Source organism: Rhodomicrobium sp. Az07, from assembly GCF_018619475.1.
Classification (GTDB): domain Bacteria; phylum Pseudomonadota; class Alphaproteobacteria; order Rhizobiales; family Rhodomicrobiaceae; genus Rhodomicrobium.
Map to the genome: position 1 here is coordinate 89,067 of NZ_JAHFZG010000005.1, position 26,470 is coordinate 115,536.

The 26,470-nt window shown below is 65.3% G+C and carries 13 protein-coding genes and 1 tRNA gene; 7 read left to right on the forward strand and 7 right to left on the reverse strand.

The annotated features are described in order from the left end of the window. Positions 1 to 584 precede the first annotated feature (584 nt). The 5 genes from KKP04_RS05415 to lexA form a co-directional block, all read right to left on the reverse strand. The gene (locus KKP04_RS05415) at positions 585 to 734 is read right to left on the reverse strand and encodes a hypothetical protein (protein ID WP_215027736.1); all 150 of its coding nucleotides are present in this window, start codon (positions 732 to 734) and stop codon (positions 585 to 587) included. Between the two features lie 285 nt (positions 735 to 1,019). After that, positions 1,020 to 1,095 (reverse strand) — tRNA-Lys (locus KKP04_RS05420). Between the two features lie 77 nt (positions 1,096 to 1,172). Further along, complete coding sequence (locus tag KKP04_RS05425; RefSeq protein ID WP_215027738.1) at positions 1,173 to 1,934, reverse strand: DUF502 domain-containing protein; 762 nt, start codon at positions 1,932 to 1,934, stop codon at positions 1,173 to 1,175. 640 nt (positions 1,935 to 2,574) lie between these two features. Continuing rightward, complete coding sequence (locus tag KKP04_RS05430; RefSeq protein WP_215027740.1) at positions 2,575 to 4,428, reverse strand: alpha/beta hydrolase; 1,854 nt, start codon at positions 4,426 to 4,428, stop codon at positions 2,575 to 2,577. A gap of 227 nt (positions 4,429 to 4,655) precedes the next feature. Next, positions 4,656 to 5,372, reverse strand: a complete 717-nt coding sequence (gene lexA / locus KKP04_RS05435) for a transcriptional repressor LexA (RefSeq protein ID WP_215027742.1) — start codon at positions 5,370 to 5,372, stop codon at positions 4,656 to 4,658. A gap of 345 nt (positions 5,373 to 5,717) precedes the next feature. Between lexA and KKP04_RS05440 the strand changes: the two genes are divergently transcribed. The 4 genes from KKP04_RS05440 to addA all read left to right on the forward strand — a co-directional run bounded on the left by KKP04_RS05440 (position 5,718) and on the right by addA (position 19,316). Continuing rightward, on the forward strand, positions 5,718 to 11,681 hold the full coding sequence (locus KKP04_RS05440) for a DUF3320 domain-containing protein (protein ID WP_251133927.1): 5,964 nt from the start codon (positions 5,718 to 5,720) through the stop codon (positions 11,679 to 11,681). 184 nt (positions 11,682 to 11,865) lie between these two features. Beyond that, positions 11,866 to 12,603: a nucleotidyltransferase family protein gene (locus tag KKP04_RS05445; protein ID WP_215027744.1), complete on the forward strand. Its 738-nt coding sequence runs from the start codon at positions 11,866 to 11,868 to the stop codon at positions 12,601 to 12,603. Continuing rightward, a complete protein-coding gene (gene addB / locus KKP04_RS05450; RefSeq protein ID WP_215027746.1) occupies positions 12,578 to 15,802 on the forward strand; it encodes a double-strand break repair protein AddB in 3,225 nt (1,074 codons plus the stop codon). Before KKP04_RS05445 ends, addB begins: the two co-directional genes overlap by 26 nt. Then, positions 15,795 to 19,316, forward strand: coding sequence for a double-strand break repair helicase AddA (gene addA, locus KKP04_RS05455; protein WP_215027748.1), 3,522 nt, complete (start codon positions 15,795 to 15,797; stop codon positions 19,314 to 19,316). The genes addB and addA overlap by 8 nt, the downstream gene beginning before the upstream one ends. Positions 19,317 to 19,343: 27 nt before the next feature. On the opposite strand, the gene KKP04_RS05460 is transcribed toward addA, so the two are convergent. Both KKP04_RS05460 and nadA read right to left on the reverse strand, forming a co-directional pair. Beyond that, positions 19,344 to 21,002, reverse strand: coding sequence for an L-aspartate oxidase (locus KKP04_RS05460; RefSeq protein ID WP_215027750.1), 1,659 nt, complete (start codon positions 21,000 to 21,002; stop codon positions 19,344 to 19,346). A gap of 165 nt (positions 21,003 to 21,167) precedes the next feature. Further along, positions 21,168 to 22,268: a quinolinate synthase NadA gene (nadA, locus tag KKP04_RS05465; RefSeq protein ID WP_215027752.1), complete on the reverse strand. Its 1,101-nt coding sequence runs from the start codon at positions 22,266 to 22,268 to the stop codon at positions 21,168 to 21,170. A 447-nt stretch (positions 22,269 to 22,715) separates the two neighbouring features. On the opposite strand from nadA, the gene lldP reads away from it, so the two are divergent. Genes lldP through lldD form a run of 3 tightly spaced genes read left to right on the forward strand, consistent with a single transcriptional unit; the run spans position 22,716 to position 26,340 of the window. Next, a complete protein-coding gene (lldP, locus tag KKP04_RS05470; RefSeq protein ID WP_215027754.1) occupies positions 22,716 to 24,389 on the forward strand; it encodes an L-lactate permease in 1,674 nt (557 codons plus the stop codon). Then, a complete protein-coding gene (locus KKP04_RS05475) occupies positions 24,389 to 25,189 on the forward strand; it encodes an FCD domain-containing protein (RefSeq protein WP_215027756.1) in 801 nt (266 codons plus the stop codon). The genes lldP and KKP04_RS05475 overlap by 1 nt, the downstream gene beginning before the upstream one ends. Before the next feature lie 11 nt (positions 25,190 to 25,200). Then, a complete protein-coding gene (gene lldD / locus KKP04_RS05480; protein WP_215027758.1) occupies positions 25,201 to 26,340 on the forward strand; it encodes an FMN-dependent L-lactate dehydrogenase LldD in 1,140 nt (379 codons plus the stop codon). Positions 26,341 to 26,470: the final 130 nt, after the last annotated feature.

Sequence of the window (26,470 nt, forward strand, 5' to 3'; positions counted from 1 at the left end):
CGAAAAAGTGCTTCACAAATAGGCCACACACCAAGGCTTCGCTAAATAAAAATATTCAATCAAATCAACTCATTATAACCTCTAGCTGCCGTTTCTTCTTCTGGGCACCATCGGAATTTAAACAATAGCAATTCCAAAGGCAGCGAATTGTCTTATTGTGAGGTAACTCGCTGTTTTTTCGGCGTTTTCTCCTCACTCTTCTGTGCACCACTTGGCTTATAAGTCATTGTTGGGAAGCAGCGCAAACGGTCGCGCTTATCCATGAAGGGCGCTGCATCGCCCGCGCTTCTCGACAAACTGCGCGAGCACAAGGCCGAAATCATCCCCTACCTAGCGCGCCGTCGATCACTCCAGCCAGCATTGCCGAATGGCGGGCCAAGGCCGCAGCCGTCGACGTAGCCGCCTCCGACACCGCGTGGCGGATGCAGAAAGACGTAACGCTCGCCTTCCAAGCCGTGGAATCGCTACGTCTCAGACCGTCACTTGAACCCAAATGCCCACGGCATCACCACGAACTGAAGGAAGCCCACGATTGTGCAAACCGCAATCGCACCGGCAATTTCGGAGATTTCATAGTAATTCCGTCAGAACCATGTCGTCGGAGCGGTTCTACGCTGCTGAATGCGCCGCCGGAGCGAGGACGGAATGATCGCACCGCCGATGAAAAGCCACGCCAGAAGAGCCATGACAGCAGAGGCTACGATGGCGGCAGCCAGGGTGATAAGTGCGAGCATCGATTGCCTCCCGCGTCGCAGTCGGGGAGGCCGCGCCTCAATCGGCGCTCTCTTGAGGCGATTCGCGTTCTGGAAGCTTGCGGGAGATTTGCGCTCGCCCGTTTCGGCGAGCGTGAGCGCGACATGCTGAAGGCGCGCGGGCGCAACCCGCTTTGATGAGACCGGCGGATTATCGCCGCGCGGCGCATCACGCGCTTGCAGTGGATTTCCCTTCACCGTGACGATACAGTGACGATATTTTGGGAAGAAGACTACGCGGTTGGCCGCCTAAGCCCTTGACCACGTTGGTGGGCGCACAAGGATTCGAACCTTGGACCCGCTGATTAAGAGTCAGCTGCTCTACCAACTGAGCTATGCGCCCGCTCCGTCGCGGTTCGTGTTCTATAATGCGTCGGCCGCCGGATGTCTACGCCTGCTTTGCGTCATTTCAAATTTCCATCACACGTGCTCGGGCTTCGTGATCGGCGCTGGCGGTTGCGTGCCAGGTCCTGGCAACGCCGTGATCGCGCGGCGCGGATCGGTGCCCTGGGGAAGCACTTCGGGCGCGAGCGCGCCAAGCGAAACGTAAATCTTCAGCAGGTCGTCCACCTTCATGTCGTGCACGGGCGTGATGGCGCTATCGGACATGAACACGAGCCCGCCCGACATCGGAATCGGCGCGGCGGGCAGGTAGACGAGCCTGCGGCGCTCCCCGGCTATGGTGAAGAGTTGCTGGCTGGCAAGCAGTGCGAGAATGTCGACGCCCTGCGCGCCTTCGCCGAAGAACCGGCACGACACCACGCTCATGCTCGACAGGTCGCCCGGCGCGCCGGTCCTGTCGGTCGCGAGCCGCACCACCCGCGACACGGGGCTGTAGATCGAGCGGATGAGCGGTACCCGCGAAAACAGGCTGTCCAGATAATTCTGGATGATGCTTTTCGCGCGTGTTTTGACGATCAGGCCGAGAAGCCAGATGCCGATAAGCGCGATGCCGATGCCAAGCCAGAACGCGAGCGTGTCCTGGCTGCCGCCGATCAGATAATTGCCGCCGCGCGTGAACAGATCGCCGAGCACGGTGCCGGGGCCGATGGCGCCGCGCACGAAATTGATGATCCACGCGACGATGAAGACCGTGAGCACGATCGGGAGAAGAAACAGCAGGCCCGCCAGAAACGAACCGATCACGCTGGTTCTCCAGACTCGGGAGATCCAGTTCAGCATGCGCGATACTCCTTCGTCCAACGGGCTTTTCATGCGGCTTCATCGGGTTCGGTGCGGCTTGAGTATACCGTGAACACATAAACCATGCGTACCGTTTGTTGGTGACAAAAATAGAGGTGCGGCCGCATTGCGCGGAAAAGCGCGGCATGAGCGAGCTTGTTTAAGCGGCGCAGCACGGGAACGCGACGAAAAGCGCGAATGCGCGGCTGTGAAAGCCGGCACCGCTTCCGTGAATGCCGACGCCTGCGTTGCGGCCTCGCTTTTGCCAGCCGATAGGTACCCGACACTTGATAATTTGCAACACGCCTTCAGCGCGATGGGCAGCTCGTGTTTTGTTTGAATGCCGCGAAGCTCGCCTCATCAACGCTCAACGCGCTATGATAGAAATGTTCACATCTGCAACGGGAAAATGAACCGCCACATCTTGCGCATTGCTTGCAATATTGGCGAACTTTCAAAGATTACCCTTCGAAGAGAACTGCAACTGGAGCATTTTCCTTCGCTCTTCCCCGCTCGCTCGAACCGGCGGAAGTTTCAAGCTTCCGGTGCGTTGATGAAAAATGTCCCGTCGCCCGCCGATTCTCGCGACGACTGAGATTATACTTCCCGACCCCGTCTCGCTCGGGTTCGCCGATTGTCGCTACGCCCCCGCGCGCACGTAGGAGCCCGGCGCGTCCTCGATGGGTGCGTAGCCATTGCCGCCCGGCTCGCGCGGAGGCACCTTGTCGCCGGAAAGCGAGCCGAGCCACTTCGCGTAGTCCGGCCACCACGAACCCGCATATTCCGTCGCGCGCGCGACGAACGCATCGACGGTCGGGATCGATTTCGGATCGCCGTCTTCAAGAATCCAGTGCTGGTATTTAGCCCGGCTGGTGGGATTGACGACGCCCGCGATGTGCCCGGACCCGGCCAGCACGAAGCGCACCGGCCCGCCGAACAGTTTCGAGCCGACGAGCACAGACTGCGCGGGCGCGATGTGATCCTCGCGCGTGGCGAGTTCATAGATTGGGATCGTCACGCGGGACAGGTCGAGGGGCACCCCGCCGAGCGACAGAAGCCCGCGCGCGAGCTTGTTGTCGCGATAGAATTCGCGCAGGTAGAAGCTGTGGTTCGCGGGCGGCATGCGCGTCGAATCGGCGTTCCAGTACAAGAGGTCGAACGGGAACGGCTGCTTGCCCAGCAGGTAGTTGTTGACGATGTAGGGCCAGATCAGGTCGCGCGGGCGGAGCATGTTGAACACGGCCGACATGCGCGCGCCGTCGAGGAAGCCGCGCTCCGCCATCACCTCGTCGAGCGCCTTCAACTGCTCGTCGTCGATGAAGACGAGAAGATCGCCCGCGTGGCTGAAATCGGTCTGCGCCGCGAGGAATGTGGCCGATGCGATGCGGTTGTCGCCGGTCGCGGCCATATAGGCGAGCGTGCTGGCGAGCAGCGTGCCGCCGACGCAATAGCCGACGGCGTTGGTGCGCGGCTCGCCGGTGATGCGGAGCACCGCGTCGGTCGCGTCGAGCACACCCTCGCGCATGTAATTCTCGAACGATTTCGAGGCGAGGCTTGCGTCCGGATTGACCCACGAGACGACGAAGACGGTGAAGCCCTGATCGACGACCCATTTGATGAACGACTTGGGCGGCGTCAGGTCGAGGATGTAATATTTGTTGATCCACGGCGGCACGATCATCAGCGGCACGCGATACACGCTCTCGGTCGACGGCGTGTACTGGATGAGTTGCATGATTTCGTTCTGGTAGACGATCTTGCCCGGCGTGACGGCCAGATTCTTGCCCACCTCGAAGGCCGACATGTCCGTCTGGCGGATGCGGAGAAGCTCGCCCGACTGGTTCAGGTCTTCGACGAGGTGCTGCATTCCTTCCGCGAGGTTTTGCCCGCCGGTCGAAACGGTGGTGCGGATCACCTCGGGATTGGTGAACGGGAAATTGGACGGCGAAAGCGCCGTCACGATCTGATTCAGGTAGAACTCGGCGCGCTTTTTGGCATGCTTGTCGACGGTGTCGGCGTTTTCGACGAGATCGCCCGCCCATTTGCCGGTAAGCAGGTAAGCCTGCTTGAGGAAATCGAAAAACGCGTTCTCCGACCACTCCTTGTCCTTGAAGCGTGGATCGCTGGGCGCGGGCTCGATCAGCGGCTTGACTTCCTCGCCAAGAAAACGCTGATAGGTGCGCCCCCAAAGATCGATGAGATCCTCGTTAAGCTTCGCCTGGGCCGAGGCAAGTTTTTGCGGATCGTTCATCCAGTATTGCGCGATCGGCGCGAAAATCTTGCCGATGTCTGCCATTCCGCCCGCGACCGTGAACGCTCCGGAGCGCTTGTCCTTGTCCTCGTAGATCTTCGCGACCGCCTGCCCGCTTGCCTCGAAGGCGCGCAACAGGTTCGTCGCGAATTGTTCCGGAGACTGAAGGCCCGGCAAAGGTCTGGACGGCGCCGGAGCGCTTGCGGCTTCTCGCTTGTCGCCTTTTTGACGCTTGTCTGACATCCGTGCGTAGCTCCCCAAACCGCAAAGTTATTCTTGCGTCCTTTTGCGCCCGTTGAATCGAGCATGGACTAATAATATAACATCCCTGCGTCGTTTGGTGAGGGGCTAAAAGCTTTTGTTCGCCGCCGCGCTTGTCCTTCCGACTAAGTGTTTACTATAGCGCCTCCGGCGCGCCTGTCCCGCATTCGCGCTCGCAGCATATCAGCCATGACTCACCGTCCGGCCGCTTAATAACGCCGCAGAAGCGCGACCAGCTTTCCCTGAATCTTGACGCGGTCGGGGCCAAAAATTCGCGTCTCGTATGCCGGATTGGCGGGTTCGAGAGCGATCGAGTGTCCGCGCTTTCGAAGCCGCTTCAAAGTGGCCTCCTCGTCGTCGATGAGCGCGACCACGATATCCCCGCTTTCCGCAGCTTGCGTCCTTTTCAGAACGACGGTGTCGCCCTCCTGAATCCCGGCGTCGACCATTGAATCGCCGCGCACTTCAAGCGCGAAGTGATCGCCCGTCGAAAGGTACTCCGGCGGCATGACGAGAACGTGGCTGTGGTCTTCGATGGCGGATCGGGGTACGCCTGCCGCGATGCGCCCCATCACGGGAACCGATATGCCGCCGTCGTCACGGTCGCGAATGAAGGGAGCCTGCGGCCCCTCCTCGAAGGATGAGCGCCGTGCGCCTTCGATCACCGTCGGCATGAAGCCCCGCCTTCGATCCGCTTCGAACCCGGCTCGTCGCTCCGGCATCTTCATCACCTCGAGCGCGCGTGCCCGGTGTGGAAGCCTTCGGATGAAGCCCCGCTCTTCCAGCGCCATGATCAGGCGATGAATACCTGACTTGGATTTCAGATTCAGCGCCTCCTTCATCTCGTCGAAAGACGGCGGCACGCCGGTCGCCTCGATGCGCTCGTTGATATAGAGGAGGAGTTGCTTTTGCTTCGGTGTCAGCATGGGCGGTCCGGTTGTGGCAGGGACTTGTACAAACCAAGAACATCAATAAGCGTTCTTCTTAAGTTCCGCAAGGGAAAAGGGCACGTTTGCATCCTGCCCTGCACAGATGAGAATCCGTAGACACAGGAGATTTCGTATTGGCTAATTCGCTCCCGCCGCCCCTAATTTTTCGTGACAGGAACGAATGCCAGCCTGCCGGGGTGCGGTCCTTCAGTCGCGCTCTCGCCCTGATGGGTGCCAAAAACGCCGTAGTTGAAGCCCACCGTCTTGAGCGTGCGGAGACATCTCGCTTGCGAAACCCGTAAACGAAGGGTATCCGGGAGGTGTGCACTTAGGTATTTTTTTATGATGATTGATTCTTCAGACGATGATTCCGCTGTCGCGCCTTCGGTGAAGCTCAAGGCCAACGTGGCGCCGCGCGTCAACCTTGCCTTTCAGGTCAACTCGATCCCGGCCATCGGCGAAATCGAGATCGCCAACCAGACCGGCCGCGATTTCTCAGACGTAGCGATTTCAATCGCGTCGGATCCCCCCTTTCTCAAGCCGACGGTTTTCCGGCTCGACGGGCTCAGGGCCGGGAGCGTGCGTTCGATCAGTCCGGTCGCGGTGGATCTCGATCCGGCCTTCCTCAATCGTCTGACAGAAGCCGCCGACGGCCTCATTCACATGACGGCGCAAGCGGGCGAGGAGCCGCTGGCGGCAATCGAAATTCCATGCCGCGCTCTCGCGCCGACCGAATGGACCGGGCTTTCGACGCCGCCCGAACTCGTCGCCGCCTTCGTCCGTCCGAACGACCCCGCTGTCGAGGTGATCCTCCGCAATGCGGCGGAGAAACTTCGACTGCATGGCAGAAACTCGGCGCTCGACGGCTACGCGGGCAACCGGAAGGGGCGTTCGTGGGAAGTGGCGGAGGCCATTTGGGCGGCCCTTGTCGATGCGAAGATCGTCTACGCGCTGCCGCCCGCGAGTTTCGAGCAGGACGGGCAGAAGATCCGCATGCCCGGCGCGATTTTTGAGCGGAAGCTCGGAACCTGTCTCGATCTGACCCTTCTTTACGCGGCCTGCCTTGAACAGGCGGGGCTCAATCCGCTCGTCGGCTTCGCGACGGGCCATGCCTATTGCGGCCTCTGGCTGACACAGGATGCCTTCTCGTCCTGCGTCGTCGACGAAGCCGAAACGATCCGCAAGCGCCTGCAATTGCAGGAAATGATCCTGATCGAGACGACGCTTCTCACCAACCATCCACCGCTGAAGTTCCGGACTGCGGTCGACAAGGCCGAGAGCTACGCGAACGAGGACGCGCCGCGCCGCTTCGAACTCGTGGTCGACATCGCCCAGGCCCGCCAACGCCGCATCCGCCCGCTCGGCATCGAGCTTGACGGGCAGCAGCCCCCCCTGCCGGTGACAGCAGAGGCAGGCGGATCGGTCGGCCTCGACGAGCCGCCGTCGTTCATGGAGGAAGCGGCCAGACCCGCCGAGCCGGAGCTGCCGCTCGACCGCGTGGAGCAATGGAAGCGGAAACTGCTCGACCTGTCGCTTCGCAACCGGCTGCTGAACTTCAAGAGCGGGAAAAGCGCCGTCGATCTTTTCTGCCCCGACGCGAGCGCGCTCGAAGACAAGCTCGCGAGCGGCGACAGGATCAAGATCCTCGCCAAAGCGGATGTAATGAGCGGCGACGATCCCCGCGATGCCGAAGTTCACCAGAGCCGCGCGGGCGAAGACGCCGCGAGGCAGCACGCGCTCGAAGCGCTTGGACGGGGCGAAATTCTTACCGCGCTTTCCGATGACGAACTTCAGGACCGGCTGACCGAAATCCACCACGCGGCGCGAAGCTCGCTCGAAGAGAGCGGCGCCAACAGCCTGCATCTCGCCATCGGCTTCTTCTCGTGGTTGCCGAGCGGGAAAGACCAGCGGTGCCGCGCGCCGCTGCTTCTCGTCCCGGTCCGGCTGGAACGCCACACAATTCGCTCCGGCTTCCGGCTCGTACGCCACGACGACGACGCCCGCATCAATCCCACGCTGCTGCAAATGCTTCGGCAGGATTTCGGCCTCGTCATGCCGGAATTCGAGCGGGATCTGCCGATGGACGCGTCGGGCCTCGACGTGGCTCATATCTGGCGGATCGCGCGCCAGCACATCAAGGACATGAAGGGGTTCGAACTGACAGAAGAGGTCACGCTGTCGAACTTCTCCTTCGCCAAATACCTGATGTGGAAAGATCTGGTCGACCGCGCCGATGTCCTGAAGCGCAACGCCGTGGTTCGCCACCTCATCGACACGCCCAAAGACACCTACGGCGATCCGCGCGACATGCCGGACGAGCGCGCGCTCGACCGGGAAATCCACCCAAGAGACCTGTTCATGCCGCTGCTCGCGGACTCGTCGCAGACCGCCGCCGTGGTCGCCGCGTCGCGCGCAAAGGATTTCGTGCTGTTCGGTCCGCCGGGAACGGGCAAGAGCCAGACGATTGCGAACATGATCGCGCAATTGCTCGGCGACGGGCGGTCCGTGCTGTTCGTCTCGCAGAAGACGACCGCGCTGGAGGTCGTGCGCAAGCGGCTGAACGACATCGGCCTCGGCTCCTTCTGCCTCGAAGTGCATTCGGCCAAGGCCCAGAAAGCCACCGTACTCGCGCAACTGAAGACGGCGTGGGAATCCCGTGCCGCCGATGCCGCGAGCGAGTGGGAAACAGAGACGGCGAACTTGAAGGCGCTCCGTGATCGGCTTAACGAGGTCGTCGTCGCGTTGCATCGCCGCCATGGCAATGGCCAGTCCGTCCACAAGGCTCTGGGCCGCGTCATTGCGCAACGCGACTTCGCGCCGAAGCTCAAGCTCTCGTTCCCCTCCCCCGATCAGCACGACGAAGCGGATATGCGCGCCTTGCGCAATCTCTGCCGCAGCCTGCGAACAGCCGTGCAGGCGCTTGGCTCCGCGCCCGCGAACCACCCGCTGAAGGAAATCGGGCACGAGGCTTGGTCGCCGGTGTGGCGCGGCGAGCTGGAGGCGGCTTGCGCTGCGTTCCGCAAAGCCGTGGTCGATCTGTCTATCGCGGGCGCCGTGCTCGCGAAGAACTTCGGCACGGCCGATACGGGTGACCCGCATCGCCTTTATTCGATGATCGTCCTCGCCGCGCTTGCCTTCAAGCCCGAAGCTCAGGACGCCGCCGCGCTCATCGGGAAGGACATCCGCGCGCTGAAGCCGGTCTTCGAAGCGTGGCGCACGGACCGCGCCGCCGTAGATGCCGCACAGGCGCGGCTCGCCAACCGTTACCGTGACGCCGTGTTCAGCCTCGATCTCGGACGGCTTATGCAGGATTGGCGCGATGCGGTCGCGGCCTTTTACCCTGTACGAAACGGTCGCAAGAAGCGTGTCTGGGATGCGTTTGCGCCGCTCACCGATGGCGACACTCCGGCGGATGTCGGCGCCGAGATCGTCGGGCTGATGGAGGTCAGGGAAGCGCGCACCAGAGCGATGCGCCACGACGCAACGCTCGCCGCGCTGGGGCCCATGTGGCAAGGGCTCGAAACCGACCCCGCGCGCGTCGAAGCCGCCTTCGCGTGGCTCGGCCAGGTCACCGACGCCGCCGCTTCCCTCGCCGATGCGGAGCGGGACAAGGCGGGCTGGCTTGCCTTTCTCGCCGCGCTGATCCTCGACCGGCCCGACTTCATGCGCGAAGGCGGCCCGTTCGCGACGGCCGCTGGAAAGACGCTGACCGCCTACAAGGCATTTCAGGCGGCACGCAAGGAGCTTGTCCGCCTCGCGCAGCTCTCCGACGATTATTTCGGTCTGCCGCGCTCGAATCGCTGGCTGCGTGACGCTGCCAACCTTGCCGAAGTATGGGAGACGAACAGTCCGAAAAGCCAGCGCTGGTGTGACTGGCTCCGCCATGCGGCCGCCGCGCGCGCTCGCGGCTTGTCGCCGCTGATCGACGCGCTCGATGCGGGCATCATCGGCGCATCGGACATCGAAGCCGCCTTCGAGGCCGCCTATGCGCGCTGGTGGGTCGAGCAGACCGTGCATCGCGATGCGCTGCTTCGCGGCTTCGTCTCGGACCAGCATGAAGACGCCATCGCGCGTTTCGTGGAACTCGACAGGAAGGTTGCGCAGCTCGCGCGCCATGTGGTGGCCGCGCGCCTGTCGGGCGCGGTGCCCGCCCGCAACGCCTTCGGACAAGACCCCGAGTTCGGCGTCCTCTCGCGGGAGATCGAAAAGCGGGCGCGGCACATGCCGCTTCGCCGCCTGTTCTCGCAACTGCCGAACGCGCTGACGGCGCTGACGCCGTGCGTGATGATGAGCCCGCTGTCCGTCGCGCAGTTTCTGCCCGCCGACTCCCAGCCCTTCGATATCGTGATCTTCGACGAGGCGTCGCAGATCCCCGTGTGGGATGCCATCGGCGCCATCGCGCGCGGTAAACAGGTGGTCGTCGCGGGCGATCCGAAGCAATTGCCGCCGACCTCGTTCTTTGATCGCGGGGGCATCGCCACGGAAGATGCAAGCGAGGTGGAAGACCTCGAAAGCATTCTCGACGAGTGTCTTGCCGCGAACATTCCGAGCAAGCGGCTTGCCTGGCATTATCGCAGCCGCCACGAAAGCCTCATCTCGTTCTCGAACGAGAAATATTACGACGGCAGTCTCGTCACTTTTCCGTCTCCCGTGACCGAGGATCGCGCCGTGCGCTTCATGCATGTGCCGGACGGCGTCTACGAGCGTGGCTCCGGCCGCGTCAACCGCGCGGAAGCACGCGCGGTGGTGGGCGACGTTGTGCGCCGCCTTGGCGACCCGGCTTTCGCCGCCGCCGGAAGCTCGCTCGGCATCGTGACATTCAACGGCGAACAGCAACGGCTGATCGAAACCCTGCTCGATCAGGAGCGCCGCGCGAAGCCGGAACTCGAACGCTTTTTCGGCACCGAATGGGCCGAGCCGGTGTTCGTGAAGAACCTCGAAAACGTGCAGGGCGACGAGCGCGACGTCATCCTGTTTTCCATTGCCTACGGCCCCGATCAGGCCGGCAAGGTGTCGGTTCAGATCAGCACGCTCAACAAGGATGGCGGAACGCGGCGGCTGAACGTTGCCATCACGCGCGCGCGCTCGGAACTCGTGGTGTTTTCGACGCTGAGGCCGGACCAGATCGACCTGTCCCGCACGAAGGCGGCAGGCATTCGCGATTTCAAGCATTTCCTCGAATATGCGGAGCGCGGGCCGCGCGCGCTCGCCGCCGCTTCCGAGCCTCTGGGCGATACGGAGTCGCCGTTCGAGGACGCGGTGAAGAAGGCGCTCGAAGAGAAGGGCTGGCAGGTGCATCCGCAGGTCGGCGTCTCCGGCTTCCGGGTCGATCTCGGCGTCGTGCATCCCGATGCGCCGGGCCGTTATCTCGCGGGCGTGGAATGCGACGGCGCGACCTATCATCGCTCCGCCACCGCGCGCGACCGCGACCGTCTCCGCGAGGGTGTGCTTCGCAATCTGGGCTGGCGCATCCTGCGCGTGTGGTCGACCGACTGGTGGGTCGATCCCGACAGCGCTTTCGCACATCTGCATGCGCGGCTTTCCGAGCACCTTGAAGACGACCGGACGGCCGAGGCGGCGAGTTCGCGGGAGGAGGCGCCTCCGGTCGAGGCGGTGCTCGCCCTGTTGCCCGACATCCCGCAAGACGCCGCCCCTTCCCTGCCGGAGTCGGCCGCTTCACCCGACGAATTCGACGCGGTCGAAGCTGAAGACGCGCCGCCGCAATCCGCGATCCATGCCGCGCGCGCCGATGGCGAGCAATTGACGTTCCTCGCTGCCGACGCAGGTGGATACCGAGCGGCCGACCTCGCCGCAGCGGGTTTCGCACCGGATCGCGACGGTTTCTATGAGCCCTGGTATCGGCCCACGCTCCGGAAAATGGTCGCCCACGTCATCGAGGCCGAAGGCCCGGTGTTCGACGATGTCCTTGTCCGTCGCATCGCGCGCGCCCACGGCTTCGACCGTGCGGCGGGACGTATCCGCGAAACGGTGCTCGACGCCGTTGAGCCGCGCTTTCCCCGCTCCACCGAGGAAGGCCGCAAGATATTCTGGCCCGAAAATTCCGACACCTCGCAACTGCCGCGCTTCCGCGAAGGCAGCACCGAGCTGCGCGATCACTCGGATATTCCCCTCGCCGAACTCGCGGCTCTCGCGGAACGCTTCATGGCTACCGGCGCCAAGCCCGAAGAGGCGGCCTTCATGATGGCAAGGCATATGGGGCTGGCGCGTTTGCGAGAGGCTGCGCGCGAGCGCTTTCTGGCTGCTGCGGAACGCACCGCGCGCTTCCAGCGGGAACTATCGGATTGAGGGGTGAGCGAGCCGGTTTCCGGCCCTGGCCGCAATCTGTGGCAGCCAAGCGCTGCGCCCGCGCATGTTTTCGTCGCGGTGGACATTGGCAGTCGCCAAGTTATAAGTCCCCCGATGCGGCACGCTGTCCGACAATCGGCTCCGCGTGCTGACAGTCTGCATGCGTGCCGAAAGAGGGAGCGGAATGACCCGCGAAGGCAAGATCGAGACCGCGATGGTGCTGGCGGCGGGCCTCGGCACGCGCATGCGGCCGATTACCGACACGATCCCTAAGCCGCTTGTCCGCCTCGACGGCCGCCCGCTCATCGACCACGCCCTCGACCGTCTGGCGGATGCGGGGATTGCCCGCGCGGTGGTGAACGTGCACTACCTCGCCGACCAGATCGAGGCGCATGTGAAGGCCCGGCGCACGCCGGAAATCGCCGTCTCCGACGAACGCGACGCCGTGCTCGAAACCGGCGGCGGCGTGCTGAAGGCGCTGCCGCTTCTCGGGCCGCATCCCTTCTTCGTCCACAATTCTGACAGCGTATGGAGCGAGGACGCGCGCTCGAACATCGCCGCGCTGAGGGCCGCGTGGGAGCCGCATTGCATGGATGTGCTCCTCCTCCTTGCGCGTCGCGACCGGAGCCTTGGCTATGACGGGCGCGGCGATTACATGTTGGACGACGACGGCCGCCTCGCACGGCGGCCGCGTGATGGCGAGGCGGCGCACGTCTATGCGGGCGTGTCGATCCTCAATCCGGCGCTGTTCGATGGCATCGCGGACAGGGCGTTCTCCTTGAACCGAATCTTCGACAAGGCTATGGCTCAGGATCGGCTCTTCGGGGTGGAACTGGATGGAACCTGGATGCATGTCGGTACGCCTGAAGCGCTCGCGGATGCGGAGCGATTCCTGAATGACGGGCGGCGGCGCACAGCTTGAGCTTGGGTTTTCGGCCGGACGCAGCGCGCCCGTTTTTGCCTGCCCGCCACACCGCCCTTTCCTGCCCGCGCTTGCCGCCGCGATCCTCGACGGCGGGCTCTTCGGCGAGGGCGAGCCCGAACCTCACGCCATCCCCGCACTCAATGTCTATGTGCCGTCGCAAGCCGCCATCACGCCGCTGAAACTGGCGCTGCTCGACCTCAGCCCGTGCGGCGCGACCTTCCTGCCGCGCATCCGCGTGCTCGGCGACGCCGATCCGCTCGACATGTTCGCGGCCTACGCCCCCCACATGGACCCCGCTGCCGCGCTCGCCCTTCTGCGCGAAGCGCTCGACGTGCCGAAGCCTGTCGGCGATATCGAGCGGCGCGTCCATCTGAGCGCTGCGGCGATGAAAGCGGCGCGCGAAATCCGCAGCACGGGCATCGATTTCGGCGAGCAACTGTTCTCCGGCGTCACGGCGGCGAGCGCGGCGAAAATCGCGGCCGACATCGCCAGCCTTATCGATGACGCGCACCGCGAAGCCGCCGACCTCGCCAAAATCGACCGGCTCGACCGGGGCCACGCATCCGGCGGCGAGCAGATTTCGCTGCAAATCCTGCGCGCCGTGCGCAAGGCATGGGACGCGCACAAGAAACGCGGCGGACGCCTCGACCGCGAAGAACGGCGCAACCGCCTCATGGCCCTTGAAGCGACATTTATCCGCGCGAGCGACGCGCCGGTGATCGTCGCCGGTTCCACCGGCAGCGTTGCCGCGACCATGGGGCTGATGGAAGCGCTCGGCGGGCGGGCGCGCTCGGCCATCGTGCTGCACGGCCTCGACCGCGCGCTCGATGACGCATCTTGGCAGGCCGTCGGCGCGCACGCCGAGCACCCGCAGCATGGCTTGTGGCATTTGCTTTCGCGCCTGGGTGTCGGCCGCGACGGCGTGACCGAGATCGAGACGGCGCGCGCGCTGCCGAGGGGCGGGGATCCGATCCGCGCAACTTTTCTCAGCGAGGCCATGCGCCCCGCTTCGACAACGGCGCTCTGGGCGACCTATGTCGCGGCGCGAAAGGCCGAGGTCAGCCGGGACGACGGCGCGGATGCGCCCGACGTGGCGTCCGACTTGAGGCTGTCAGATGCGCCGCGCGGCACGCTCGCGCCGGGGCTGACGCTGGTCGAAGCCGACACGAGCCAGGAGGAAGCGGTCGTTATCGCGCTGATCCTTCGCGCCGCGCTCGAAGACGAAGCCGCGCATGTCGCGCTCGTCACACCCGACGACGCGCTTACGGCCCGCGTCCGCCACGCCCTCGCGGGGTGGGGAATGGCGAGCGAGCCGCCCGCCGCGCCTCGTCAAGCCTTCGCGCTGCGCGTTGCGGTCACGGCAGCGAGCTGCAAGCCGGAGGATTTCGCGGCGCTGCTGCGGCTGGGGCAAGGTGCTGATCGCGACCGCTTTCTCCGCCTCGCCGAACTGGTCGACCTTGGCGCGGCCCGGCAGATGTGGCGGCCCGCGTCGATGGACGGCATCCCGGCGGCGCTCGCCCGCGCGCAGCATGCCATCGCGAGCGGAGAAGCACGCCACCCCGCCATGCGCCGGATCGACGGCGAGGAATGGGAAGCCGCGCGTCTTCTCGCTGGAGACGTGCTCGACGCGCTGTCGCCGCTGACCGCCGCCGCCGAGCCGACATCGGAGCGCGACGGCGCGGACGCTCGCGCCCTTCCCTTCCAGCGCTGGGTGGCGGCGCATGACGAAGCGCTCGCGCGTCTCGCCGCAATCGGTCTCTCCAGCGAAGAATGTGGCGATGCGCCTGCGCTCGCCGATGCGTTCGGCATCGACGCGCCGTCCCTCGCGCTCGACATCAAGGACTACGCCGCCTTTTTCGCCGAACTCGCGCGCGCCGAACCGACGCCCGCCACAGGCAGCCCGCACCCGCGACTGTCGCTCCTAAGCCCCCTCGACGCGCGCCTCCTTTCCGCCGATGTGGTCGTGCTCGGCGGCCTAAACGAGGGCGCGTGGCCGCAGACGCCGGGACCAAGCCCGTGGCTCAACCGGCAGGATCGCGCCGCCATCGGCCTCTCGCCCGAGGAACGCCGCATCGGGCAGACCGCGCACGATTTCGCCTCGCTCGCCGCTGCTGCGCCTCGCGTCGTGCTCACCCGCGCGAAAAAGGCAAATGGCAGCCTCGCGCGTCCGAGCCGCTGGATCGCGCGTATTACGACGCTTGCGCGCGGCGCGGGTCGGCTCGCCGAGATCGACACCGGCGCGGCGTGGCTCGAACTGGCGCGCGCGCGCCGCACGCCCGCGACGGTCACGCCCATCGCCCCGCCCGAACCGCGCCCGCCGCTATCCGCGCGCCCGCGCCGCCTGTCCGTCACCGCTATCGAGACATGGTTCGCGAACCCCTATGCGATTTACGCAAGCTTCATCCTCGACCTCAAACCGCTCCGCCGCATCGGCGAAAGCCATGACGCGCGCGACAAGGGCACGCTTTATCACGCGGCGCTCAACCGCTTTTTCGAGGCGTACCCCGACCGCGTGCCGAGCGATGCCGCCGCTCGCCTCGTCGCCTGCCTCGACCGCGCGGCTGAAGAGTTCGGCTTCGACCTCGATGCCGCGCCGTTCTGGCGGCCGCGCTTTGCCCGCTTCGCCGAATGGTTCGCCGCGACGGAAGCGCAGCGGCGCGAGGGCTTGCGGCTGTTGAAGAGCGAAGTCGGCGGCAAGCTGAAGCTCTCGGCGGAGGGAGAGGCAGCGCCCTTCGAGGTGACGGCGCGCGCGGACCGCATCGACCTTTGCGAGGATGGAACCTTGCGCATCTTCGACTTCAAGACGAGCGCCAACGCCGCGACGACATCCGCGCGGCGCGGTGCGCCTCAACTCGCGCTGGAAGGCTTGCTCGCCATGGAAGGCGCGTTCGCGGGGCTTCCCGCAGGCAGCGCGCCCGAGCTTTGCTATATCGTTGCGTCGGGTGGCGAGCCGCCGGGCGAAGTCGTCACGCTGAAGATGCCCGCTGCGGAAGCCATCGCCGCCGCGAAGGCCGGGTTGCTGCTGCGCATCGCGCGCTTCGACGACGAGGCGACGCCCTACACCTACGAGACCCGAGCCATCTTCCGCGACAAGGCCGACAACGATCCGTATGCGCATCTGGCGCGCGTCAAGGAATGGTCGGCGGCGGCTGACGGCGAAAACGCGGGCGCGGAAGATGGGGGCGGCGATGAGTGACGCAGGACGCGAAGCGCGTGTCGCCGAGGCCAGCCGCAAGCAGCGCTCGGCCGCCGATCCGTCGGTTTCGGCCTGGGTGCGCGCGAATGCAGGCACCGGCAAGACGCACGTGCTCGTGCAGCGCATCCTGCGGCTCTGCCTTGCGGGCGCCGCGCCGCGCTCGATCCTGTGCCTGACCTTTACCAAAAACGCCGCCGCCGAGATGGAAGCGCGCGTGCTGAAAACCATGGGCGAATGGGCCACCGCCGATGCGGCGACGCTCGAAGCCACGCTCGCGTCGCTGCTCGGCCGGCCCGCCGAAGCTGCCGAACTGGCCGCCGCGCGCACGCTGTTCGCCACCGTGACGGATGCGCCGGGCGGCCTGCCGATCATGACGATCCATGCCTTCTGCGAGCGCCTTCTTCGCCGCTTCAGCTTCGAAGCTAACGTGTCGCCGGGGTTCACGGTGATGACCGAGGAGGAGGCGCGCGACGCGCTGGCGGCGGCGAAGGCGGTCGCCTTCTCCGAGGCGAAAAGCGGCGCGATGCGCGATGCGCTCGCCACCGCCGTCGCCCATGCGGGCGAGGATGAATTCGGCCGCGTGTTGAAGGACATGCTCGGCCATCGCCGCACGATCCACTACCTGTTGAGCGTCGGGCCGGAAGGCGACCGCATCGCCCCGGTGGAAGCGCGGCTTCGGCGGATTTTCGGGCTGAGGGCGACCGAAACGGCGGCCAGCCTCATGGATCGCGCGGCGGCAGTACTGAGCGATGAGACGATCCGCGAGATCGTCGCCCTTTTTGCCGACGGCGGGAAGACCGAAGCCGAGATCGCGGCGGGCCTGCGCCTCGCGATGGGCGCGCCGGACGCGGCGTCGAGATGCGCTTGCATCAAGAAGGCGCTCGGAACGAAGGGCGGCGAGCCGAAAAAGCGGTTGGCGACCGCGCCGACCCAGCGCCGCGCGCCCGCCCTGTGCGAGCGGCTTTCCCGCGCGCAGACCGCCTTCTTCGACCTCGACCGCAAGATCTGCGCCGCGAAGGTTGTCGCGGCAACCACGGCGCTGTTCCGGCTCGCGGCGGCGATCTTCGACGGTTACGAGGCCGAGAAGCGGGCGCGCGGCGCCGTCGATTTCGACGATCTCATCGAGAAGACGCTGGCGCTTCTCCATCGCGACGACGCGGCCGAGTGGGTGCTCTATCAGCTCGACGGCCGGATCGATCACGTCCTCGTCGACGAAGCGCAGGATACAAGCCCCGAGCAATGGGCCATCGTGGCCGCGCTGACGGCCGAATTCTTCTCCGGCGAAAGCGCGCGCGCGACCCTGCCGACGCTGTTCGCCGTGGGCGACGAGAAGCAGTCGATTTACGGCTTTCAGGGCGCGCGGCCCGAATTTCTCGCTGCTTACGGCGAGCGTTTTGAGGCGATGGCGCTCGCGACGCAGATGCCTTTCCGCAGCGTGGGCCTCGACCTCTCGTTCCGGACGCTGGCGCCCGTGCTTTCCGCCGTGGATTTCGTCTCCGAGGCGCTCGGCGATGGTTTGAGCGGCGCGCCCATGCCGCATATCGCCCATCGCGACGACGACGGCGGCGTTGTCGAGCTTTGGCAGCCCGAACGCGGCGCGCGGCAGGACAGAGGCGACGTCTGGGCGCCGGAAGACGACGCGGCCACATCCGCCAAACCGGCGGAAGCGCTCGCGGCGCGGATCGCGTCCAGGGTGCGCGGCTGGCTCGACGGCGGCGCGGCACTCGGACGCGACGGCCGCGCGATCGGGCCGGGCGACATCATGATCTTGTTGAAGAAGCGCCAGCCGATGGCGGGCCTGCTTCAGGCCGCGCTGAAACGCGAGGGCGTGCCGGTGGCGGGCGCGGATCGCATGTCGCTCGTCGACGACCTCGCGGTGATGGACCTGCTCGCGCTTGGCGATGCGTTGCTCCAGCCCGAAGACGACCTGGCGCTCGCGGCGGCGCTGAAAAGCCCGCTGTTCGGGCTTTCGGACGACGATTTGTTCGCGCTGCGCAACCCGCGAGAGGGTTCGCTTTGGGCCGCGCTGGAGCAATTCCGGGAAAAGTCGGATCCGCTTTGCGAGCGCGGCGAGGCGGGCGACTGTTTCATCGAGGCTGCGGCGCGTCTGTCGGCCTGGCGCAATCTTGCACATCGGCTTTCGCCGTTCGATTTCTACGCACGGATTGTCGATCATCCGCTGTTCAGACCGCGCGGCGCCGACGTGCCGGGTACCGCGCCTGATGGCCGAGCCGCGTTCGCCGCAAGGCTCGGTGCGCAATGCTTCGAGGCGCTGGACGAGCTTTTGAACCTCGCCGAAACCTTCAGCGCGGCGGGGCGAGGCGGGCTGGCGGAATTTCTCGCTTTCGTGCGGCAGGGCGCGGCGGAGGTGAAACGCGAGACGGATCAGGCGGCACGCGACGTGCGGATCATGACGGTGCATGGCGCGAAGGGCCTCGAAGCGCCGGTCGTCATCCTTGCCGACGCGTGCAGCGCGAAAGCCGGACGGCAGCCGCCCGTGCTGCTTCTGGAGGATCGCCATGACGGCGTTCGTGTGCCGGTGTGGACGATCAAGGGGGCGGGCGCGCTGCCGCCGGTCGCCGACGAAAAGGACGAGCGTGCCGAAGCGGCGCGACGCGAATCCGCGAGGCTTCTTTATGTCGCCATGACGCGGGCGCGCGACAGGCTCTACATCGCGGGTTCTCATACGGGCGAGAACTTGCCCGAAGGGTGCTGGTTCGATACGGTGAAAGCGGCGATTGACCAGCATGCGGTTGAGGGCATCGACGGCGACGGGCGTCTTCTCTGGCGCTTCGGTTCGGAGAGGGGCGGCGTCGGCGTCAAGGAGCGCTCTCGCGAGCCGCAGCCCGTCGTCTTGCCCGCATGGGCCGTGATTTCTGCGCCAGTGGGGCAGTCCCGCGTGCTGCTGTCGGCATCGGCGCTGGAAGCTTTTCACGTCCCACCCGATGGCAACGCGAGTCCTTCGCCGAACGAGCCGAGCCCCTATGACGGCGTTTCGCGCGACGTGGCGCAAAAAACCGGGACTCTCATTCACCGGCTCCTCGAAATCCTGCCCGCGCTGCCGGAAGACCGGCACGGCGAGGCCGCGCGCCTCGTGGCATCGGCGTTTCGCGATGCGCTTCCGGGCGACACTATCGAAAGGGCGCTTGCGAGCGTTCAGAAATTACTTGCGACGCCTCACCTCCGCGCGGCGGGTAGGCGCGTGCTATCGGAGGCCGGGATCGCCGTCGCGGCGACGCGCGACGAGCGACGCGCCGCAATTCTCGGCCAGTGCGACCGTGTCTCGCTTGGCGCGGATGGCGTCGACATTCTCGACTACAAGTCAGGCGCGCACTCGCCAGGCGACCCGCTGCCCGCTGCCTATGTGGCGCAACTCGCCGCCTATCGCCTTGCGCTCGGCCATCTGTACCCGCACACCGATATCCGCGCGGCACTTCTCGACACCCGGTCGTCGTCGCTTCTTGAAGCGGACGCGCGAGCCCTCGATGCGTTCGCGCGCTCGCTCGTGCAATGAACAATAGACGTCAGAGCGACGGCGCTTCTATCCGGCGAGATCCGCAGCCCTTGTCCGGGCGACGGCGCTCGCTTCACCGACATCGAAAGCGGTCTTTCCGGTCACGCGCGCGGTAATACGCATGGCGTCGGTCAGCGTCATGAACGTTCGGCGGCTTCCTTCCTTTGCCGTGGGGAAATCGAGCCGGCAATGCGCGCCGCGGCTTTCCTTGCGCTCATGCGCGGCGGCCGCGATCAGGATTGCGCAGGCAGCCATGTTCGCGAGCCCAGGCGAAGCTGCCTGCCGCGAGATGTCGACCAGAGACGCGAGCGCCGCCTTCAGCGTTTCCGCCGTGCGCTCGACGCCGACATGGGTGGCCATCACCTCGCGAAGGCGTTTCAGAAGCCGGGCCTCGTCGGCAGGTGCAGCAGCAACCGGAACGGCGACGGTCTCGGGCGCGTCGATTTCGCCCATCGCGGGCCAGTGCTGGGCATCGGCCGCAATGTCGTCGGCGACACGAGCCGCGAACACCACCGCTTCGAGAAGCGAGTTCGAAGCGAGCCGGTTCGCGCCGTGAAAGCCCGTAGACGCGACTTCGCCGCAAGCCCATAGCCCCGTGAGCGACGTGCGACCGCGCATGTCGGTCGAAACACCGCCCATATGATAATGCGCGGCGGGCGCGATTGGGATCGGCTGTTTCGCGGGGTCGATGCCCGCCTCGGTGCAAACTTCATAAGCGGTCGGAAAGCTGCTGGCGAGGTCGAGCGCGCGCACGTCGAGGAAAGCGCCGCGTCCTGCCGCGATCTCGCGATGCACGCCACGCGCAACCACGTCGCGCGCCGCAAGCTCGCCACGCGGATCGATAGCCGACATGAAGCGCTCGCCGTCGCGGTTCACGAGGCGGCCGCCGTCGCCGCGAATGGCCTCCGAGGCCAGCGGCGCCGGATCGCGGCTCACGTCGAACGCGGTCGGATGAAACTGCACGAATTCAGGGTCGGCGATGATTGCGCCCGCCCGCGCCGCCATGGCAAGCCCGCCGCCGCGCGCCTCCGCCGGGTTGGTGGTGACGCGGAAAAGCTGGCCGATGCCGCCCGTCGCGAGCACGACGGCGCGGCCCGCGAGAAACGAGGCGCGCCCGTGGCTGCCGCTGCGGGTGGCGTAAAGCCCGACCACGCGGCCGTCTCGCTTGACGAGTTCCACCGCTTCGACATTTTCGAGCACCGAAATCGACGGCGTCTTCGCGACGGTCGCGATTAACGCCGCCATCACGGCCTTGCCCGCGCGGTCGCCATCGACGCGCACGATGCGGCGCGCGCTATGCGCGGCCTCCTGCGAGAGGCGAAGCTTCCCGTCAAGCTCCCGGTCGAACTGCACGCCATAAGCCAGAAGGTCGCGGATGCGCTCGCCTGCTTCGCTCGTGACGATTTGGGCGATCCGGGGATCGGTGAGCCCCGCCCCCGCCGCGATCGTGTCCGCCGCGTGAGCTTCCGCGTCGTCGCCCGCGCCAATGGCCGCCGCGATGCCGCCCTGCGCCCAGGCCGAAGACGACCCCTCGCCGAGCGGTTTCGGCGTCAGCACCGTTACGGGCAGCGGCGCAAGCCGAAGCGCCGTGAACAACCCGGCGAGTCCGCCGCCTACCACGAGAACGCGATCCGGCCCCGTCCGCCGCCGAAACGGCAGCAGATCGTTCGCGCGAGTTTCGATCATTTCGGGATGCTCCCCACCTGACTAGTGTAGTCGGCGCATCCTCACCGACGAGGTTGCCGAACGCGTCGGCGGCATACCGCCAACGCCTCAGACCAAAAGCGCTCCGATCTAAACAGAATCGTCGAAGCGCTCCAGCTCATTGTTTGTCGCAACTCCGGACGGTGCTCAAAGCGGCAGCTTCACCATCCGTTCAACAGCGAGTCTCGCACGGTCTGCAACCGCCGGATCGACCGTGACCTCAACCTTTTCGTGGATGAGGCTGTCGAGGATCTTCGGAAGCGAGATGCGTTTCATGTGCGGGCACAGGTTGCACGGCCGCGTGAATTCGGTCTTCGGCGCGGCATGGGCGACGTTGTCCGCCATCGAGCATTCGGTGACGAGTACGACGCGCTTCGGCTGGTGATCCGTCACCCACTTGATCATGCCCGCGGTAGAGCCGGTGTAGTCGGCTTCGGCGATCACGTCCGGCGGGCACTCCGGGTGCGCGATGATCTTCAAGCCCGGCTCCGCCTCGCGATAGAAGCGAAGTTCCGCGCCCGTGAAGCGCTCATGCACCTCGCATGCGCCCTTCCACGAGATGATCTCGACGTTCGTCTGCGTCGCCACGTAGCGCGCGAGATATTGGTCGGGGATCAGCAGCACGCGCGGCGCGCCGAGGCTTTCCACCACCTTCACCGCGTTCGCCGAGGTGCAGCAGATGTCGCATTCGGCCTTCACCGCCGCGCTCGTGTTGACGTAGGTCACAACCGGTACGCCCGGATAGGCGGCGCGAAGCGCGCGGACGTCTTCCGGCGTGATCGACGACGCGAGCGAGCACCCCGCCTTCGGGTCCGGGATGAGGATCTTCTTTTCCGGGCACATCAGCTTCGAGGTTTCGGCCATGAAGTGGACGCCGCACTGGACGATGATGTCCGCGTCGGTCTTCGCGGCTTCCTTCGCAAGCTGGAGGCTGTCGCCGAGGATGTCGCCCACGCCGTGAAAAATTTCCGGTGTCATGTAGTTGTGGGCGAGAACGACGGCGTTCTTTTCGCGCTTCAGGTCGCGGATCGCCTTGATATAGGGCGCGTGCGCGGCCCATTCGAAGGACGGAATGACGCGCTCGACCTTGGCATAGACCGGCTTCAGTTCGCGGATGGCCTCGCGGACGAAGGCGGCGTCGAAATGATGGCGCGCGGGTTCGACGTCGATGTCCGCATCGAGAGCGTAAAAAGGGTCTGCGCCCCTCTGCCGACCGATCGGCTCCAAGCCGCTGTCGAGAAATGCCATGCCGAAAGCCCTCCACCCCATCGTCCCGTCGCCGGGAGTAATGCTCCGTTTGAGCATAAGAAGGACAGGCAAAAAAGGGACCCCCTCGGTTTCCTGCCCAGCCGATCACTCGACTCGACCTTATGCTCACTCGGACTATAAGATAAGCGGGGCTTTGCGGCTTGCCAATCACTTTTTTGCGCACGACCGCCGCAATTCAGGCCGAACGGCGACGATTCGGCCGTCTTCCGGGTTCATTGAATTCCTAACACCATGTTATCCTTCCTGACTTTCCCTCGAATAAGTCCAACCTGGACCGACGCGGCGGGAGCTTTTCGCTCCGCAGCGGGCTGTGGTCAGACCAAGTCCTTGATATTCTACCATAGTCTCGTTTGACTCATCCTCCTTTGCCAAGAATACACGAGCAGGATCCGCTCCACGTGGTCGGACCAAATCGAGGGATGTGGTATGACAGTGTGGCAGCAGAATTACGATCCACTCGGCAATCTCTGGCTTTCGAGCCTGATTGCGGCAATTCCGATCATCTTCTTCTTTCTTGCGCTCACCCGATTGCGCCTGAAGGGCTATCTCGCCGCCACCATCACCCTGCTTCTCGCCATCGGTATCGCCATCGGCTTCTATCGCATGCCTGTCGAATCGGCGGCGGCGGCGGGCGTCTATGGGTTCCTTTACGGCCTCTGGCCCATCGCCTGGATCATCATCGCCGCAGTGTTTCTCTACCGCGTGTCGGTGGAAACGGGCCAGTTCGACATCATCCGCCGTTCGATCCTGCACATCACCGAAGACCAGCGGCTCCAGCTTCTGCTCGTCGGCTTCGCCTTCGGCGCGTTTCTTGAAGGCGCGGCAGGCTTCGGCGCGCCCGTCGCGATCACGGCGGCGCTGCTCGTGGGCCTCGGCTTTCGCCCGCTCTACGCGGCGGGCCTGTGTCTAATCGCCAACACCGCGCCGGTGGCGTTCGGCGCGATGGGCATCCCGATCATCGTGGCGGGACAGGTGTCGAACATCGATCCGTTCCTGATCGGTCAGATGGCCGGGCGGCAGCTTCCGCTGCTGTCGATCATCATCCCCTTCTGGCTGATCCTCATCATGGACGGTGTGAAGGGCGTGCGCGAAACGTGGCCTGCCATTCTCGTATGCGGCATCTCGTTCGCCACCGTGCAGTTCCTCACCGCGAATTTCATCGGCCCGGAACTTCCCGACATCACCGCCGCGCTCGCCGCGCTCGTTTGCCTGTCGCTGTTCCTGAAGGTGTGGCGGCCCCGGAACATCTTCCGCTTCGACGCGAAGGAAATCGCGGCGGATGGAGCGGTGCTCGTTCCCGTCCCGCACGAACCGAACCAGCGCTATACGACGGGCCAGATCGTCAAGGCGTGGTCGCCCTTCCTGATCCTGACCGCCTTCGTCACATTATGGAGCATTCCCCCGTTCAAGGCGCTGTTCGCGGCGAATGGCCCGCTCGTCACCACGATCATGTCGATTCATGTGCCGTTCCTCGACATGCTCGTCGAGAAAATCCCGCCCGTGGTGGCGCAGCCGAAGCTGCTTGAAGCGGTCTACAAATTCAACTGGCTGTCTGCGACCGGCACGGCGATCTTCCTCGCGGCCATCGCTTCGATCCTTCTTCTCGGCATGCGCCCCGGCAAGGCCGTGGCGACCTTCGGCGGCACGCTGAAAAGCCTCGCCATCCCGATCTATTCCATCGGTACCGTCCTCGCCTTCGCCTTCGTCGCGAATTTCTCAGGGCTTTCGACGACGCTTGCGCTGCTGCTCGCTCACACGGGGTCGGCGTTTACGTTCTTCTCGCCGTTCCTCGGATGGCTGGGCGTGTTCGTGACGGGTTCGGATACATCTTCGAACGCGCTGTTCGGCGCGCTTCAGGCAACCACGGCCCATCAGATCGGCGTGAGCGACGTGCTTCTCGTCGCGGTGAACACGACCGGCGGCGTCACGGGCAAGATGATCTCGCCACAGTCTATCGCCATCGCCTGCGCGGCGGTGGGGCTCGTCGGCAAGGAATCGGACCTGTTCCGCTTCACGGTGAAGCACAGCCTTGCGCTCGCGGCGCTGATCGGTGTCATCACCACCTTTCAAGCTTACGTGACGCCCTGGATGATTCCCTGATGGCCGATGCCAAACCATCTCCGGCACTGCGCGTGTCGGAGTGTGCGGAGGCCATGATCGAGACCTTCATCGAGGATCATGGCCTGCGCCCCGGCGACCGTCTTCCGTCCGAGCGCGCTCTCGCGGAAATGGCCGGAGTTTCCCGCGCCAGCCTGCGGGAGGCGGTCGGGCGCATGGCCGCGCGCAAACGCGTGACGGTTCGCAAATCCGGGATCGTGGTCGCCGGGCCGCCGGTTGCCGCGCCTGCCGCCGCCTGGGCGAAGGATACGATCAGCACACCGCTCGCGCCTCTCGTGGCCTTCAATTCAGGCTATAGCCACGACGTGCTGGAAATTCGCCAGGCGCTTGAGGGCACCGCCGCCTATTTCGCGGCGCTTCGTGCCGACGCCGACGACAAGGCCCGGATTCGCGAGGCCTTCGAGGCCATGCGCGAAAGCCACGGCGCTGGCGCTCCGATGGAAGAAGCCCGCAAGGACGCGGCTTTTCATCTCGCGATCGCCGAGGCTTCCCACAACGCCGTTCTGAGACAGGTGATGTCGAGCATGTTCGGTCTGTTGCAGGTCAGCATCTCGCAAAGTCTGGAAAAGCTCTACACCGTGCCGCAGACGTTCGACGCCCTGTCGCAGCAGCATCGTGCCCTCATCGAGACGATCGAGGCGGGCGATGCCGAGCGCGCGCGGCAGGTCTCGGACCGCCACCTCCGGTTCGTGGAATCGACCATCAAGCGCATCGACGACGATCTCGCCCGAAAAGCGCGATCCTCCGCCGCGCGGTCCACCGCCCTTCAGGACAAAGGCTGAGTTTCCTCCCCATGATCATTTCCGCGACGACAGACTATCGAGAGGCGGCACGACGTCGGCTGCCGCAATTCCTGTTCGACTATATCGACGGCGGCGCTTACGCGGAGCACACGCTGCGCCACAACGTGTCGGATCTCGCCGGCATCGCGCTACGCCAGCGCGTGCTGAAGAATGTCGCCGATCTGAGCCTCGAAACCGAGATTTTCGGCCAGAAACTCGCGATGCCCGTCACGCTCGCGCCTGTCGGGCTCACCGGCATGTACGCGCGGCGCGGCGAGGTGCAAGCGGCGCGCGCGGCGGCCTCGCGCGGCGTGCCCTTCACGCTCTCGACCGTCTCCGTCTGTCCCATCGAAGAGGTGCAGAAAAGCTCGCCCGCGCCGATCTGGTTCCAGCTTTACGTGCTGAAGGATCGCGGCTTCATGCGCAATGCGCTTGAGCGCGCGCAGGCGGCGGGCATTACGACGCTCGTGTTCACCGTGGATATGCCCGTGCCCGGCGCGCGCTACCGTGACGCGCATTCCGGCATGTCGGGCAAGAACGCCCATTTCCGGCGGATGATACAGGCCGTCACGCATCCCCGCTGGGCGTGGGATGTGGGCTTGCGCGGCCGCCCGCACGACCTCGGCAACATCTCCGCCTATCTCGGCAAACCGACGGGACTCGGCGATTATATCGGCTGGCTGGCTACGAATTTCGATCCGTCGATCGGTTGGAAGGATCTGGAATGGATCCGCGAATTCTGGAAGGGGCCGATGATCATCAAGGGCATCCTCGACGTTGAAGACGCGCGCGACGCGGTCCGCTTCGGTGCGGATGGCATCATCGTGTCCAATCACGGCGGCAGGCAGCTCGACGGCGTGCTGTCGTCGGCGCGCGCGCTGCCAGCCATCGCCGACGCGGTGAAGGGCGACATCAAGATCCTCGCCGATTCGGGCATCCGCTCGGGCCTCGACGTGGTGCGCATGCTGGCGCTCGGTGCCGATTGCACGATGATCGGCCGCGCCTATACATACGCGCTCGCGGCGGCGGGCGAGGCGGGCGTCGCCAATTTGCTCGACCTGTTTGCCAGGGAAATGCGGGTGGCCATGGCGCTGACCGGCGCCCGGAGCATCGCGGAAATCACGCGCGACTCGCTCGTCCACGAGTCTTAAGCGCAAGCCCTCGCGCCGCAGGAACTTGCAACGAAAGGCGCGGTGTTTGCTTGAGCCGCTCCTGGATGAAATCGCGATACGGCAGATCCGCGCGGACGCGACCCGCACGCGCCGTCCGGCGCGCGCGTCT